The organism is Aquibium sp. ELW1220, from assembly GCF_030398385.1.
Lineage (GTDB): Bacteria > Pseudomonadota > Alphaproteobacteria > Rhizobiales > Rhizobiaceae > Aquibium.
This window is the reverse complement of record NZ_JAOAOQ010000008.1, coordinates 168,300-184,558: the sequence shown is the minus strand read 5'-3', so window position 1 is coordinate 184,558 and position 16,259 is coordinate 168,300. Positions and strand designations below refer to the sequence as shown.

Genomic DNA, 16,259 nt, shown 5'->3' with positions numbered 1-16,259 from the left:
GCGGCAGGGCCGGCGGCGGGGCAGCGGGCACGCCGGCGAGCCCCAGCCCGCCGGGCAGATGCACGAGGCGGACGCCGGCGAGACCGGCCTTGTACCGGTGACGGCCGGCGACCTGTCCGCAGCGCTCGCCTTCGGCGGCGATCTGCCGGTCGCGCGCGTCTTCGGCGGCGCGGGCCCGCGCGATTGCGGCGGCGTTGCGGGCGTGCCAGCGGCGGAAGCGGCGCGCCTCGCCGGGCAGGTCCTCCAGCGCGCGGGCGAGCGCGCGGATGCGCAGGATGAGGTGCGTCGCGTCGAGCCTGTCGTCGGGCGTCGGCAGCGGCCGGCGCGGCGGGCGGTCCATGGGAAGGCCAGCGATCGCGATGCGCGGCAGGTCGCGCATCGCAACGCGCCGCACCCGCACGCGGCGGACGGCGTCGGTGAGCGGCAGGCGCAGGCCGCGCGGCGGCCGGGGCGGTTCGACCGCCCAGGCCGGCAGGACGGGAGACGGCTGGCCGGCGACGGCGCGCGGCAGGACGATGCCGGTGCCGATGCCGTTGCGCAGGATGGCCGACTTCGTTCGGGGCTGGCGCGGCTGGAACGCGCGGCGCGGACGGCCGGTTGCGGGGGGCTTCGGCGCGGCCGCGTCATGGATCGCTGCGGCGGACGGCGGGCTCGCGGCGACGGGCGATGCTGCGGGTCCCGCATCAGGCGCCGGGCCTGCGGACGGACGGGCGGTGTCCGGCGACGGATCGGCGGCCGGGCGGGCATTCTCCGCCGCGGCGGGAACGGCGAGCGCCAGCGCGATGATGAGCCGCCGCGCGGCCGCCTCGGCCGGCCGCACCAGCCGAAGCAGCGCGCGGTGGCGGTGGCGGGCAAGCGTCGGCCGCTCGGCGGCGAGTTCGGCCGCGTCGGCCGCGTCGGCGCTGCCGGCGCCGACCATCGCGACGAGACCGGCCACGACGCTCCTCAGCGCCGCCTGCTGCCTCCCGATCGCCATCCGCCAGTCCATGAACGCCCTCCTTTCATCTCCGCACAGTGTGGGGCCGGACGGACAGGGCGTGGACAGAGCGGGGTCGAAATTCGTGCAACCGGTTGATATCGTTCAAGGTGGAGCGGACGGATGTCGATCCGGGGAACGGTGTGAGCGGGAGGGAGATGCGGGGGAAATACGGGGACAGTTTACTGAATTCGGGTGGCAAGCCGCCAGCACGGCAAGCAGTTGTCGAGCCGAATTAAGTAAACTGTCCCCGCATTTCCGGCGCTGCCATCGGCGACGCCTGCGTAGCCGCACCTCCTCCCGTGGGCCTCGATGGCAGATGTTCGCCGGGCGCGTTTTCGGGCGTTCTGGAGCAGAACTGATGCTTGGGAATGCCGAGGAAATACGGGGACAGTTTACTTAATTCGGGCGCCAGCCCGCCAGCGTTGCAAGCAGTCTTCGAGCCGAATTAAGTAAACTGTCCCCGTATTTCTGCGCGGCCGCGCCTACATCCTGACCCGCTCGGCCTTCGGGTCGTACATCGGCTTCAGCGAGGCGTGGGCCGCGTGGCGCACGCCGGCGATCTCGATCTCGTAGGTGGAGGACAAGATGTCGGCCTCGCTTTCGCCCGGGCAGGGGACGTAGCCGAGGCCGATTGCGGCGCCGAGGAAGTGGCCGTAATTGCCCGACGTGATGGTGCCGACGATGGCGCCGTCGCGGACGATCGCCTCGTTGTGGAACAGCAGCGGCTCGGGGTCGGCGAGGCGGAACTGGACGAGGCGGCGGTCGAGGCCGGCCTCGCGCTTTTGCAGCACCGCGTCGCGGCCGATGAAATCGCCCTTGGCGGTCTTCACCGCGAAGCCGAGGCCGGCTTCGAGAACGTGGTCCTCGTCGGTGATGTCGTGGCCGAAATGGCGGAAGGCCTTTTCGATGCGGCAGGAATCGAGCGTGTGCAACCCGCAGAGCCTGAGCCCGAGATCCTGCCCGGCCTCTTCCAGCGCCTCGAAGACGTGGGCGGCCTGGTCGGTCGGCACGTAGAGCTCCCAGCCGAGTTCGCCGACATAGGTGACGCGGTGGGCGCGGGCGAGACCCATGCCGACCTCGACTTCACGAAACGTGCCGAAGGGATTCGTATCGTTGGAGAAATCGTCCGGGCTGACTTTGCGCATCAGGTCGCGCGCCTTCGGACCCATGACGCAGAGCACGGCCTCGCCGGCGGTGACGTCGGTGATCACGCAGAAGGCGTCGCCGACATGGCGGCGGATCCAGGCGAGGTCGCGCTGCAGCGTGGCGCCGGGCACGACAGCCAGGAAGGCGGTTTCGGTGAGGCGCGCGACGGTGAGATCGCTCTCGATGCCACCGCGGGCGTTGAGCATCTGGGTGTAGACGATGCGGCCGGCGGGCACGTCGATGTCGTTGGCGCTAAGGCGCTGCAGGACGGCCAGGGCGTCGCGGCCCTCGACGCGGATCTTGCCGAAGGAGGTCATGTCGAACAGGCCGACGCCGGTGCGGACCGCGAGGTGCTCGTCGCGCTGGTTGTCGAACCAGTTCTGTCGCTTCCAGGAATAGCGGTATTCGCGCTCCTGGCCGGGCCTGGCGAACCAGTTGGCGCGCTCGAAGCCGGCCACTTCGCCGAAGACGGCGCCGCGCGCCTTGAGGTGCTCGTGCAGCGGCGAGCGGCGCACGCCGCGCGCGGACGCCATCTGGCGGTAGGGGAAATGGTCGGCATAGAGCAGGCCGAGCGTCTCGGTGACGCGTTCCTTGAGGTAGCGGCGGTTCTTCTGGAAGGGCTGCGCCCGGCGGATGTCGACCTCCCAGAGATCGAAGGGCGGCTCGCCGTCATGGATCCACTGCGCCAGCGCCATGCCGGCTCCGCCCGACGAGACGATGCCGATGGAATTGTAGCCGGCCGCGACCCAGTAGCCGGCAAGCTCGGGCGTTTCGCCGAGATAGTAGCGGTCGTCGGGGGTGAAGCTCTCGGGGCCGTTGAAGAAGGTGTGGATGCCGGCCGTTTCCAGCATCGGCATGCGGTTGACGCCGAGTTCGAGGATGGGCGCGAAATGGTCCATGTCCTCGGGCAGCTGGTCGAAGCAGAAACTCTCGGGGATGCCGTCCATGCCCCAGGGTTTTGCCACCGGCTCGAAGGCGCCGAGCATCATCTTGCCGGCGTCCTCCTTGTAGTAGGCGCACTCGTCGGGCACGCGCAGCACCGGCAGGCGGGTCAGGCCGGGGATCGGCTCGGTGATCAGGTAGAAATGCTCGCAGGCATGCAGCGGCACCGCGACGCCGTTCTGCGCCGCGAGTTCGCGGGCCCACATGCCGGCGCAGTTGATCACGATGTCGGCCTCGATCGTGCCCTGTTCGCCGTCCTTCTCCCAGGAGACGCCGGTGACGCGGCGGCCGGTCTCGTGGACGGCGGTGACCTTGACGCCCTCGGCGATGGTGGCGCCGCGCATCCGCGCGCCCTTGGCCAGCGCCATGGCGATGTTGGCGGGATCGCACTGGCCGTCGAGCGGCAGGTGCACGGCGGCCATGACGTCGGAGACGTTGAGATGCGGGTACATGGCCTTCACCTCGGCGGGCGAGATCTCGCGCACGTCGACGTCGAAGGCCCGCGCCAGCGAGGCCTGGCGGTAGATCTCCTCCTTGCGCTCTTCGGTGAGCGCCACCGTGATCGAGCCGACCTGGCGCATGCCGGTGGCGACGCCGGTCTCGGCCTCGAGCTTCGCGTAGAGGTCGGCGGAATACTTGGCGAGCCGCGTCATGTTGCGCGAGCCGCGCAGCTGGCCGACGAGGCCGGCGGCGTGCCAGGTGGTGCCGCTGGTCAGCTGCTTGCGTTCCAAGAGCACGATGTCGCTCCAGCCGAGTTTGGCCAGATGGTAGGCGACGGAGCATCCGGACACGCCGCCGCCGATGATCACGGCGCGGGCCTTGGGCGGAAGGGCGGTCATGCGGAGGGCTCCTGGTTGAAGTGGGGTGGCAGTCCCCCCCTCCGTCGCCGCTGCGCGGCGCCACCTCCCCCCCACTTCGTGGGGTGGAGGACGGACGCCAGGCTGGAGGCCCGTCCTCTCCACCCGGAACGGGGGGAGAGGTGGCGCCGCGCAGCGGCGACGGAGAGGGGGGAGCGCCCTGGCAGGCAGGGCGGAAGGGGCGAGGATGGAGTCCGTGTCATCATGCAGCTCCTGCGTTCACCGGCGCTCATGCCTGCCGCCGCCTGCCGACATGCGCGGCCGCGAAGCGGCGCAGCCGGTCCGCCGCTTCGGCGAGCACGGGCTCGGGCTGGCACAGGCTGATGCGGATGTGGCCGCGGGCCGCCTCGCCGAACGAGGAGCCCGGCATGACCGCGACCTTCTCGGCTTCGAGGAAGGCCCAGGCGAAGGCCTCGCAGTCGGGCTCGATGGCGGAGATGTCGAGCATGACGTACATGCCGCCCTCCGAGCCGCGGACGCGGATGCCGTTCAGGCCGCGGACATGGTCGAGGAAGGCCTCGCGGCGGCGGTGGTAGAGCGCGGCGATCTCGGCCACGCCCCAGTCGTTCTCCAGCGCCGCGATGGCGGCGCGGCTGGCGAAGTCGTTGAGGCCGTAGGTCGAGACGAGGTTCAGGTTGACCAGCAGCGCGATCATGTCGGCGGGCCCCGTCAGCCAGCCGATGCGCCAGCCGGTCATGCCATGGCTCTTCGACATCGAGTTCACCACCAGCGTGCGCTCGGCCATGCCGGGGAGCGAGCGCGGCGACAGATGGCCGCCGTCGGCCGGCAGCGACCAGTAGACCTCGTCGGAGATGAGCCACAAATCGTGCCGGCGGCAGATGTCGGCGATGCCTTCCAGCGTGGCGCGCGAATAGACGGCGCCGGTCGGGTTGTTGGGCGTGTTGATCAGGATCGCCTTCGTATCGTCGCGCAGCGCCGCCTCGATGTCGGCGGCGAGCGGCTGGAAGCCGTTCTCGGCTCGGGCCTCGACGATGGTGAAGGCGGCGCCCGCGGCGCGGAAGGTGCCGGGATAGGTGGCGTAGTAGGGCGCCACCACGATGGCGTGGTCGCCGGGATCGAGCGTGCCCTGGACGGCGGCGTAGAGCGCGAGCTGGCCGCCGGGCGTGGCGATGACCTCGGCGGCGGTCGTCTCGACGCCGGTGCAGCGGGTCGAGATCTTCGCCATGGCCGCACGCAGCGCCGGCAGGCCGGGAAGCTGGGTGTAATGGTGGAAGCCGGCGTCCAGCGCGGCCTTGCAGGCCTCGACCGTCTCCTTCGGCGTGTCGAAATCGTGGTCGCCGACCGACAGCATCATGATGTCCTCGCCGGCCTGCTTGCGCGCCATGGCCGCGAAGTGGACCTCCCAGCCGTCCTTGCCGGACGGGGTGATGCCGCCGATGCGGGTGGAATGCCTAGGCATGGAAACCTCCGATCGCGTATCCGGCCTCGACCAGCCGGTCGCGCAGCCGCGCAATGTGTTCGGGACCGACCTCGCAGCAGCCGCCGACGATGGACGCGCCGCGCTCGACCCAGCCCATGGCGAAGGCGGCGTAGGAATCGGGGCCGAGATCCTCGCGGGCCGCCAGCACGTCGACAGTCCCGCCATGCTTGAGGGCATGGACGGCGGTGAAGCCGTTGGCATAGGCGCCGACCGGGCCGCCAAGTGCGGCGAGGTCGCCGAAGGCGGCGTCGACCGTCTCCGGACGCGAACAGTTGACGAGGCGGGCAGCGAGCGGCAGGTGCGCGACGGCCGCCGCCGCATCAGCGATCGTCTCGCCGCTCCTGAGGCCGGGACCGCCGTCGTCGGCAAGCGTCCAGGAAATCCAGACCGGCTTGCCGCTCTCGGCGGCGGCCGTGGCGGCGGCGAGGCCTTCCTGCGCCGACGCCATGGTCTCGCACAGGAACAGGTCGACGCGGCCGGCCTCCTCGGCGACGATGCGGCGATAAAGCTCGACGGTCTCCTCGAAGGAGATGGTGAGCTTCGGCGCGTAGGAGCCGAACAGCGGCGGCAGGCATCCGGCGATGGCGCAATCGGCGCCGACCGCGTCGCGCGCCTCGACGGCGAGGTCGAGGCCCGCCTGCTGCAGCGGGCGGAACATCTCGCCCACCCCCTCGCGCGCCAGACGCTCGGGTGTCGCGGCATAGGTGTTGACGGTGATGACGCGGGCGCCGGCGCGGATGAAGTCGGCATGCAGGTCGCGCACGAGATCGGGCTCGTCCATCAGCACCTTGGCCGACCACAATGGGGTCGGCGTGGCGCCGGAGCGGCGCAGGAGTTCCTGGCCCATGCCGCCGTCGGTGAGGATGATGGGGGTCATGGGGTGGTTGCTCCTGTGAAAAGGGGATTGGAACGCATCTGTGAATGACAGCGCTCTATGACACCCCCCTCTGCCCTGCCGGGCATCTCCCCCTCAAGGGGGGAGATCGGCTGTCGCCATCGACTCACCCAATTCCCGACGTTGAAAGACCGGCGCCGCAATCGAAGCTGCCGATCTCCCCCCTTGAGGGGGAGATGTCCGGCAGGACAGAGGGGGGTGTCGTGGAGCACGAACGCCCGAGGTGTTGCCAAAAATGTCACCCCCTCAGCCTCTCGTTCCCCGCATCCCACAACGGCCGGTCCTCCTGCACCGTCGCCGAAAACCGTTCGCCGAAGATCTCCACCTCGACCGCCGTCCCCGGCACGGCTAGATCCTTGCGCAGCATGCCGAGCGCGATCGACTTGTCCACCCGGTGCCCCCATCCTCCCGACAAGGTCTCGCCGACGATCGCGCCATCGTGCCAGAGCGTGGACATGTAGGGCGCGTCGCAGTCGCCGGGCTGGTCGATGGTGAGGATCACGAAGCGCTTCGTCGTGCCGTGCTGCTTTTCCGACAAGAGCGCGGCCTTGCCGCGGAACGCCGGCTTGTCCCATTTGACGAAACGCTCGAGCCCGCCCTGGAGCACCGTGTAGTCGGTCGACAGCTCCTGCTTCCAGGCGCGGTAACCCTTTTCGAGGCGCAGCGAATCGAGTGCGAACATGCCGAAGGGCTTCAGCCCGTGCGGCTGGCCGGCCGCCCAGACCGCGTCGAAGACTGTCGCGGTGTCCTCGACCCTGGTGTGCAGCTCCCAGCCGAGCTCGCCCGCGAAGGAGACGCGGACCAGCTGCAGCCAGCGCCCGGCGATCTGGCAGGATTGGTGCGTGAGCCAGGGTTTCATCAGGTCGGCGTCGCTCACGTCAGCCAGGATGGCGCGTGCGTTCGGACCGGTGAGGATCTGGCAGACGAAGGCCTCGGTGACGTCCTGGAGTCCGATATCAGAGCCTTGCGGCAGGTTCTTCGCCAGCCACTCGAAGTCGTGGCTCTGCGCGACGGCGGCGGTGATGAGAAAGAAGAAGTCCTCGGCGATCGCCATCACCGACATTTCGGTGACGATGCGGCCCTTGTCGTCGGCAAAGTAGGCAAGCCCGATGCGACCGGGCTTCGGGACAGCGCCGGTGATCTGCGTCGCCAGCCATTCGGCCGCGCCCGGTCCCTGCAGGCGGAAGCGCGAGAAGCCGGGCAGGTCGAGGATGCCGGCGGCGTCGCGGACGGCCAGGCACTCCTGGCGGATGCGCTCCTGCCAGGGCCCGTCGCGGCGGAAGGTCTGGGTCGATTCCTCGGAAGTATCGTCGCCCGGCTCGGCATACCAGGTGGCGCGCTCCCAGCCATTGTAGGCACCGAACTGCGCACCGAGTGCCGCGATGCGGTCGTGGATCGGCGAGAGCTTGCGGTCGCGCGCGGCCGGCCAGGCATGGCGCGGGAAGTGGATGGCATATTCGTGGCCGTAGACCTCGAGCCCCTTGGCCACCGCATAGTCCGGCGCGGCGGCGAACCCGGTGAAGCGGCGGGGGTCGCAGGACCACATGTCCCATTCGGTCGCGCCTTCCGTCACCCATTCGGCGAGCACCTTGCCGGCGCCGCCTGCCTGGGCGATGCCGAAGGTGAAGACGCAGGCTTCGTATGCGTTCGGCACGCCGGGCATAGGCCCGATCAGCGGGTTGCCGTCGGGCGCGTAGGGGATCGGGCCGTTGATGATCTTGGACAGGCCGGCGGTGCCGAGGATCGGCACGCGGGCGACGGCGTCGTTCAGGTACCATTCCAGCCGGTCGAGATCGTCGGGGAAGAGCTGGAAGGAGAAATCGTCCGGCATCGGGTCGTCGGGCGTGGCCCAGTGGGCGCGGCAGTTGCGCTCGTAGGGGCCGAGATTCATGCCGCTCTTCTCCTGCCGGAGATAGTAGGAGCTGTCGACGTCGCGCAGCAGCGGCAGCTTGTGGCCGACCTCCTTCGTCCAGGCGGCGAGTTCCGGGATCTCGTCGAAGAGGATGTACTGGTGGCTCATCACCATCATGGGGATGTCGCGGCCGAACATGCGGCCGACCTCGGCGGCGCGGTAGCCGGCGGCGTTGACGACGATCTCGCAGCGGATCTCGCCCTGGCCGGTCGAGATCACCCATTCGCCGTTCTCCCGGCGCAAGCCGTCGACCGGGCAGAAACGGACGATCCTGGCGCCGAGATCGCGGGCGCCCTTGGCAAGCGCCTGCGTGAGCTGCGCCGGGTCGATGTCGCCGTCGGCCGGATCGTAGAGCGCGCCTTCGAGGTCGTGCGTCTCGATGAAGGGATAATGTTGCCGGATCTCGTCGGGGCCGATGACGTCGAGCGCCATGCCCTGGTAGCGGCCCATGCCCTTGGCGCGCTGGAACTCGCGCATGCGCTCGCGCCCGTGCGCCAGCCGGACCGAGCCGGTGACGTGGTAGTTCATCGGATAGTCGACCGCCTGCGCCAGGCCGCGATAGAGCCCGGCCGAATAGCGCTGCATGTTCATGACCGACCAGGACGACGAGAAGGTCGGCACGTTGCCGGCGGCATGCCAGGTGGAGCCGGAGGTAAGCTCGTTCTTTTCCAAAAGCACGCAGTCGGTCCAGCCGGCCTTCGCCAGGTGATAGAGCGACGAGACGCCGACGGCACCGCCGCCGATGATGACCACGCGGGCGTGGGAGGGAAGGTCAGGCATGGCGTGTGTCCTCGAACGGGGCTCGTTGCATCCTCGTCGCGCTCAATAGACCGGCGGCGAGATCACCCAGACGACGATCGCCGGCTCCGGGCCCGGGTTGCGCCAGCGGAAGGGCTTTTCCTTGAAACGGAAGCTGTCGCCGGCGGCGAGCCGGTGCCAGATGCCGTCGATCTCGATGTCGAAGCGGCCGGTAACGACGTAGCCGGCCTCCTCGGTGGGGCGCAGCGACGGCGCCTCCAGACGGGCGCCGGGCGCGAATTCGGAGCGGACGAGCTCGAAGCTGCCGCCGAGATCGGGCGACAGCAGCTCCTCGACGAGGCCGGTCTCGCTGTAGCCGAGCGAGCGGCGTCGTCCGGCCCGCACGACGACGCCCTTTTCCGCCTCGGCCGGCGCGTCGTGGCCGAAGAACAGGCCGAGCGGCACGCCGAACGCCTGGGCGAATCGGCGCAGATCCTCCACCGACGGGCGCGACAGGCCGCGTTCGACCTGGCTCAGCCAGCCGACCGAGCGGTTGAGCCGCTGGCCGAGATCGGCGAGCGTCATGCGGCGCGACTTGCGCAGCGCGCGCAGGTTTCCGGCCAGCAAGACATCCCCCGCCTGCGCCACGCGCCACCGCCTCGTGAAAAAATCCTCTCGAATTTCATCATCGTGACTGTCATGAAAAATTCAAGCGGAATTTCAGACGATGTGATAGGAGCCCCGGCAAATCGGAACGCTGCACCGGCGGATCGGGGCGATTGGACCAATTGCGCCCGATATGCCAAGGATGGTGCATAAGGACGAGGGGACCTCGGCATGCTCGCACCCGACAAACAGGCTGAAACCATCGACGAGGCGGAGATCGTCGACGCGGCGATCACCTCGCGCCGCTCGGTGCGCGCCTTCCTGCCCGATCCCGTGGATGATGAGACCATCCGCGACATCCTGCGGGTGGCCAGCCGCGCGCCATCGGGCACAAACATGCAGCCCTGGAAGGTGTGGGTGACGACCGGTGAGACCAAGCAGAAGATCACCGACGCGATCCTGAACTCCGGCATCCGGGCCGAGAAGGCGAAGTGGGACGAGTACAAGTACTATCCCGACCAGTTCTTCGAACCCTATTACGCCCGCCGCCGCGCCGTCGGCTTCGCGCTCTACGGCGCGCTCGGCATCGGCAAGCGCGACGTCGACCAGATGCGCGCCCAGCACGACCGCAACTTCGTGTTCTTCGACGCGCCGGTGGGCATGATCTTCACCATCGACCGCCGCCTGAACCACGGCTCGTGGATCGACCACGGCATGTTCCTGCAGTCGATCATGATCGCGGCGCGGGGCAGGGGCCTGCACACCTGCCCGCAGGCGGCGTTTGCGCCCTACCACAACCAGATCCGCCCCGTGCTCGGCATTCCCGACGAGGAGATCGTCGTCTGCGGCATGGCGCTCGGCTACGAGGACGCCTCCAAGCCGGAAAACAGCCTGCGCACCGAACGCGTGCCGCTGGAGGAGTTCGTCACCTTCGTGAAGTGAGGGGCGAGTGGCGCCTGTCCTCTCCCCCGGGCAGGGGGAGAGGTGGCCCGAAGGGCCGGAGAGGGGGTGCTTCGCTCTGCCCTGTGTACCAACTCCGCTCCCATCCAATTGGCTTGGCGTGTTGGGAAAATGACCGGCTCAGTGCGGGTCCCACCCATCCTCTCGCCGCTGCGCGGCGCGAGGCATCACCCCCTCTCCGTCCCGGGCTTCGCCCGGGCCACCTCTCCCCCTGCCCGGGGGAGAGGATAGGCGCCAGGTTCTGCGGCCGGACGGGCGCTGGCACTGGGCCGTTAAGAGCACTCCAGGCGATAGTGTCGTGACGCGGACTGGAACGCCCATGCATCGATGATGTCCGGCCCATCGTCAGTAGTCCAGGACGTTGCGGGTCGCTCCGAAGCTGCCGATCTCCCCCCTTGTGGGGGAGATGCCGGCAGGCAGAGGGGGGCGCGACGGAACGCGGCGGGCGCCAAATAGCCGCCGCATGTGCCGGCTGGGCCGCCCGACGCCTGCCGATGATCCAAGCTCTACACTCTACGGCGCCCCCCTCTGCCTGCCGGGCGGGGCGAGCCACCGGTCTCGTCCGTCCTTCGGACCCCCCACAAGGGGGGAGATCGGCGGTTCCGCCCTCGGCGCCTTTCCGGCAGCGGCCACGATCCGGCGACACCGGTGGAGCGCGTGATCGCCCTTGAGGGGACATGTCCGGCAGGCCAGAGGGGCGCGCGATGGAACGCGGACTACGGTGATCGTCGACGCGATGCACGGTTTGGCCCGGCTGCCGCCTACGCTCTGCGGCGCCCCCCTCTGCCTGCCGGGCGGGGCGAGCCACCGGTCTCGCCCGTCCTTCGGACCCCCCACAAGGGGGGAGATCGGCGGTTTCGCCCTCGGCGCCTTTCCGGCAGTGGCTGCGATCCGCGGAAGCCGGCGGCGCGCGTGATCGCCCTGGAGGGGACTTGTCCGGCAGGCCAGAGGCGCGCGCGATGGAGCGCGGACTACGGTGATCGTCAACGCGATGCACGGTTTGGCCCGGCTGCCGCCTACGCTCTGCGGCGCCCCCCTCTGCCTGCCGGGCGGGGCGAGCCACCGGTCTCGCCCGTCCTTCGGACCCCCCACAAGGGGGGAGATCGGCGGTTTCGCCCTCGGCGCCTTTCCGGCAGTGGCTGCGATCCGCGGAAGCCGGCGGCGCGCGTGATCGCCCTGGAGGGGACTTGTCCGGCAGGCCAGAGGCGCGCGCGATGGAGCGCGGACTACGGTGATCGTCAACGCGATGCACGGTTTGGCCCGGCTGCCGCCTACGCTCTGCGGCGCCCCCCTCTGCCTGCCGGCATCTCCCCCACAAGGGGGGAGATCGGCGGTTCCGCACTCGGCGCCTTTCCGGCAGCGGTTGCGATCCGGCGAAGCGCGTGATCTCCCTCTTTGCGGGCCCATTCGGGGTGGGGCGAGGGCGGGCGCTGCAGCGCCCTACGAAATCGCCAGCAGCGCCGCGCGAAGTCGGTCGGCGTCGTCGAGCCCCTGTTCCAGCGCGGCGTGGGTGTCGCGCCAGATCGGAACGGCGCGGGCGAGGGTGTCGCGGCCGGCGTCGGTGAGGGTGAGCAGGCGGCCGCGGCGGTCGTCGGGGTCGGTGCGCACTTCGAGGAGGCCGCGCCGCTCGAGCGTCTTCAGGGCGGCCGTCAACGTGGTGCGGTCCATGGCGAGCAGGGCGGCGACCTCGCGCATGCGGGCCGGGCCGGGCCGGTTGAGCGACATCAGCATCGAGAACTGGCCATTGGTGATGCCGACCGGCCGGAACGCCTCGTCGAACAGCCGCGCCAGCGACCGCGCCGCGCGCTGGACGTGGAGGCAGAGGCACGCGTTCTTGACCTGCAGGGTGACGTCGAATCCGACCTTTTCGTTATTTGAGGGCTTTGACATGTGCCTATAATGTTGATATCAACGTAAATGTCCAGCCTTTCCTTTCGGGGCGGCGGAGGTGGCTGGTCGTTCGTGGGAGAGGAGACCGTCCCGTTGGCAAAGCGCATACTCATCCTGATCGGCACCAAGAAGGGCCTGTTCGTCGCGGAGGGCGACGAGAACCGCAAGACATGGCGCCTGCGCGGCCCCTATTGCAACACCTGGCCGATCCATCACGCCATCCTCGATCCGGCGACCGGGGCGATCCATGCGGCCGGCGGCAACGAATGGTTCGGCCCGGCGGTCTGGACCTCGCCCGACCTCGGCGCGGCCTGGACGCATTCGAGCGAGGGGCTGGCCTATGCCGAGGGCGAGGAGCCGGTCTCGGCGGTCTGGAGCCTTTCGCCCGGCCATGACGGCACGCTCTATGCCGGCGTCCAGCCGGCCGGCCTGTTCAGGAGCGCCGACGGCGGCAAGACCTGGAGCCACGTGAACGGCCTGCGCGACCATCCGAGCCGGCCGCACTGGAACCCCGGCGGCGCCGGCCTGATCCTGCATTCGCTGGTGCCGCATCCGCAGGACAGGGACCGCCTGTGGGTCGGCATCTCGTCGGCCGGCGTCTTCGGCACCGACGATGGCGGCAAGACCTGGGAGCCGCGCAACAGGGGCACCCGCGCCGACTATTTCCCGGAAGACCAGCGCTACCCAGAGCTCGGCCAGTGCGTGCACTGCATGGTGCTGGCGCCGGGTACCGACCAGCTGCTCTACCAGCAGAACCATTGCGGCATGTATCGATCGGACGATGGCGGCCGCTCCTGGACCAGCATGGAGAACGGTCTGCCGTCGAGCTTCGGCTTCCCGGCGGCGGTGCATCCGCGTGATCCGCGCACGGTCTACCTGATCCCGCTCAACGGCGATTCGGCCGGCCGCTTCATGCCGGACGCACAGACGGCGGTCTGGCGCACGCGCGACGGCGGCGACAGCTGGCAGGCCATGCGCGCCGGCCTGCCGCAGGAGAACGCCTATTTCGGCGTGCTGCGCCAGGCGATGGCGGTCGACCGGATGGAACCGGCCGGAGTCTATTTCGGCACCGGCAGCGGCGAAGTCTACGCCAGCGCCGACGAGGGCGACAGCTGGACCCAGATCGCGGCGCACCTGCCGACGATCTCGTCGGTCGAAACCCACGTGCTGGACGCCTGACGATGGCCAGGCACGACGACCTGTCGGGCGCGGCAGGCCATGCGGCCGCCGTCCGCGCCGCGCTGCCGGTGACGGTGAAGCTGTCGCCGGTTCTCTGCGATCTCTTTCCCGGCTCGCGCCGCGAGGTGGCGATGGTGGCGGCGACGGTGGCCGACATGATCGACGAGCTCGACCGGCTGTGGCCCGGCATGGGCGACCGGATCCGCGACTCGCGGCCGGCGATCCGCAAGCACATGAACGTCTTCGTCGACGGCAGCCGGGCGAGCCTGAAGACGCCGCTCGCCCCCGGCGACGAGGTCTACGTGCTGACGGCCATCAGCGGCGGCTGACGCCGCCGCCCCGGGCGAAAAGGCGATTCCGCCGCACGTATGGCGCGTGGCAGATTGACGCAGCGTCAGAACTCCGCGATGATGTGTGACGCCCGGGAGGAAAACGCGGGCGTATTCGTAACGCATTGCGGATGCGACGGCGGTGGAGGCATCGTCGGTGCACGCGAGGAGGAGAACCCACATGGCATTCCAGCGGAATGCCGTCGCGACAGCGGCGGCAAACGACGTCCTGCGCCCTGCCGACAGGATTCGATCGGGCACCGGTCCGGTCGCGCAGACGTTGCGGATCGGCGCGGCGGCATCGGCCCTGGCGCTGACCCTGACGACCGGCATCGCCGCCGCCCAGCAGGTGACGCCCGAGGCGGCGCGTGCCGCCGTCGCCGCCATCGACACGCAGGCGATCGTCGCCAACGCTGCCGCGACGAAGAACTGGCCGAGCTACGGGCTCGACTATGCCGAGAGCCGCTTCAGCAGGCTCGACCAGATCAACACCGGCAACGTCGGCGAGCTCGGCCTCGCCTGGTCCTACGGTCTCGACAGCACGCGCGGCGTCGAGGCGACGCCGATCGTCGTGGACGGCGTCATGTACGTCACCGCCTCGTGGTCGGTGGTGCACGCGATCGACGCGGTGACCGGCGAGAAACTCTGGGTCCACGATCCCGAAGTGCCGCGCGAGTTTGCCTACAAGGGCTGCTGCGACGTGGTGAACCGGGGCGTCGCCGTCTATGGCGGCAAGGTTTTCGTCGGCAGCTTCGACGGCCGCCTGATCGCGCTCGACGCCGGGTCGGGCGAGAAGGTCTGGGAGGTCGACACGATCGAGGACCGCGCCCGCTCCTATACGATCACAGGCGCGCCGCGCGTCTACAACGGCAAGGTCGTGATCGGGAACGGCGGCGCCGAATATGGCGTGCGCGGCTACCTGACCGCCTATGACGCCGAGACCGGCGCGCAGGCCTGGCGCTGGTATTCGGTGCCGGGCGACCCGTCGAAGCCCTACGAGGGGCCGGAGATGGCGCGCGCCGCGCTGACCTGGGACCCTGCCGGCAAGTACTGGGAGGCCGGCGGCGGCGGCACGATGTGGGACGCCATGGCCTACGATCCCGACACCGGAACGCTCTACGTCGGCACCGGCAACGGCAGCCCGTGGAACCGCGACCTGCGCAGCCCCGGCGGCGGCGACAACCTCTATCTGTCGTCGCTGGTGGCGCTCAAGGCCGACACCGGCGAATATGTCTGCCACTACCAGGAGGTGCCCGGCGAGAACTGGGACTATACGGCAACCCAGCACATCATCCTCGCCAACATGGAGATCGACGGCCGCGCGCGGAAAGTGATGCTCCACGCGCCGAAATCCGGCTTCTTCTACGTCGTCGACCGCACCGACTGCGGCTTCATCTCGGCCGAACCCTTCGTCAAGGTGAACTGGGCGCTGGGCTACGACGCCAATGGCCGGCCGATCGAGGATCCGCGGGCGCGAAACCCCGGCGAGACCTTCGAGGTGACGCCGTCGCCCTATGGCGCGCACAACTGGCACCCGATGAGCTACTCGCCGCAGACCGGCCTCGTCTACATCCCCGCCCAGGGCGTGCCGCTGACGCTCGAACAGGACACGCGCGAGGCCTGGTCCTTCAACGCCAACCTGCCGGGCCGGCCGCACTCGAACCTCGGCTGGAACCTCGGCTGGCTGGTCTCGGCCACGCCCCCCGGAGAACGCCCGTTCGGCCATCTGCTCGCCTGGGATCCGGTGGCGCAGAAGGAGGCCTGGCGCCAGCACTATGTCTCGCCGTGGAACGGCGGCACATTGGCGACGGCGGGCAACCTCGTGTTCCAGGGCTCGGCCGACGGTCGTTTCCTCGCCTATGACGCGACGACCGGCGCCAATGTCTGGCAGACGCCGGTGGGGACGGGCGTGATCGCGGCGCCCTCGACCTTCGAGGTGGACGGCGTGCAGTATGTGAGCATCGCGGCGGGCTGGGGCGGCGTCTACGGCATCACCCAGAAGCACACCGACCGCGCCGGTCCCGGCCGCGTCTACACATTCAAGGTCGGCGGCAAGGCGTCCATGCCGGACTTCGTCCAGGCGCCCAGGCGCGACCTCGTGGCGGGCGTGGCCTTCGATCCGGCGCATTATGGCGACGGCGCGGCGATCTACATCGCCAACTGCGTCTTCTGCCACGGCGTCCCGGGCGTCGATGGCGGCGGCAACGTGCCGAACCTCGGCTATTCCGCGGCCGGCACCATCGGCGACCTGAAGAGCATCGTCTTCTCCGGCGCACTCGCCGAACGCGGCATGCCCGATTTCACCGGCAAGCTGACCGACGCCGACATCGAGAAGATCACCGCCTTCATCCAGGGTACGGCGGACGCCGTCCGGCCGAAGTGACG

Annotated in this window: 11 protein-coding genes; 4 read left to right on the top strand and 7 right to left on the bottom strand. The window is 69.6% G+C overall.

The window, feature by feature from the left end; genetic code table 11:
• The 6 genes from N1F91_RS10525 to N1F91_RS10500 form a co-directional block, all read right to left on the bottom strand.
• Positions 1 to 988 (bottom strand): hypothetical protein (locus tag N1F91_RS10525; protein ID WP_289991955.1); only part of this gene is annotated, 988 nt, incomplete at its 3' end.
• 473 nt (positions 989 to 1,461) lie between these two features.
• Positions 1,462 to 3,906 carry an FAD-dependent oxidoreductase gene (locus N1F91_RS10520; RefSeq protein ID WP_289991954.1) on the bottom strand — a complete coding sequence of 815 codons (2,445 nt, stop codon included), beginning with the start codon at positions 3,904 to 3,906 and terminating at the stop codon, positions 1,462 to 1,464.
• Between the two features lie 247 nt (positions 3,907 to 4,153).
• Entirely contained in the window at positions 4,154 to 5,344 is a 1,191-nt protein-coding gene (locus N1F91_RS10515) for an aminotransferase class I/II-fold pyridoxal phosphate-dependent enzyme (protein WP_289991953.1), read from the bottom strand.
• Complete coding sequence (locus N1F91_RS10510) at positions 5,337 to 6,242, bottom strand: homocysteine S-methyltransferase family protein (RefSeq protein WP_289991952.1); 906 nt, start codon at positions 6,240 to 6,242, stop codon at positions 5,337 to 5,339. Before N1F91_RS10510 ends, N1F91_RS10515 begins: the two co-directional genes overlap by 8 nt.
• A gap of 256 nt (positions 6,243 to 6,498) precedes the next feature.
• Positions 6,499 to 8,952 carry an FAD-dependent oxidoreductase gene (locus N1F91_RS10505; RefSeq protein WP_289991951.1) on the bottom strand — a complete coding sequence of 818 codons (2,454 nt, stop codon included), beginning with the start codon at positions 8,950 to 8,952 and terminating at the stop codon, positions 6,499 to 6,501.
• A gap of 42 nt (positions 8,953 to 8,994) precedes the next feature.
• Positions 8,995 to 9,537, bottom strand: a complete 543-nt coding sequence (locus N1F91_RS10500) for an XRE family transcriptional regulator (protein ID WP_289991950.1) — start codon at positions 9,535 to 9,537, stop codon at positions 8,995 to 8,997.
• Positions 9,538 to 9,747: 210 nt separating this feature from the next.
• On the opposite strand from N1F91_RS10500, the gene N1F91_RS10495 reads away from it, so the two are divergent.
• Positions 9,748 to 10,458: a nitroreductase gene (locus tag N1F91_RS10495; RefSeq protein ID WP_289991949.1), complete on the top strand. Its 711-nt coding sequence runs from the start codon at positions 9,748 to 9,750 to the stop codon at positions 10,456 to 10,458.
• 1,458 nt (positions 10,459 to 11,916) lie between these two features.
• Here the strand turns inward: N1F91_RS10495 and N1F91_RS10490 are convergent.
• Positions 11,917 to 12,366 (bottom strand): MarR family transcriptional regulator, encoded by a 450-nt coding sequence (locus tag N1F91_RS10490; protein ID WP_289991947.1) that lies wholly within the window; start codon positions 12,364 to 12,366, stop codon positions 11,917 to 11,919.
• 93 nt (positions 12,367 to 12,459) lie between these two features.
• Between N1F91_RS10490 and N1F91_RS10485 the strand changes: the two genes are divergently transcribed.
• From N1F91_RS10485 to N1F91_RS10475, 3 genes are all read left to right on the top strand, one after another.
• A complete protein-coding gene (locus N1F91_RS10485) occupies positions 12,460 to 13,545 on the top strand; it encodes a sialidase family protein (protein WP_289991946.1) in 1,086 nt (361 codons plus the stop codon).
• Between the two features lie 2 nt (positions 13,546 to 13,547).
• Positions 13,548 to 13,874, top strand: coding sequence for a MoaD/ThiS family protein (locus N1F91_RS10480; RefSeq protein WP_289991945.1), 327 nt, complete (start codon positions 13,548 to 13,550; stop codon positions 13,872 to 13,874).
• A 181-nt stretch (positions 13,875 to 14,055) separates the two neighbouring features.
• Positions 14,056 to 16,257 carry a PQQ-dependent dehydrogenase, methanol/ethanol family gene (locus tag N1F91_RS10475; RefSeq protein ID WP_289991944.1) on the top strand — a complete coding sequence of 734 codons (2,202 nt, stop codon included), beginning with the start codon at positions 14,056 to 14,058 and terminating at the stop codon, positions 16,255 to 16,257.
• Positions 16,258 to 16,259: the final 2 nt, after the last annotated feature.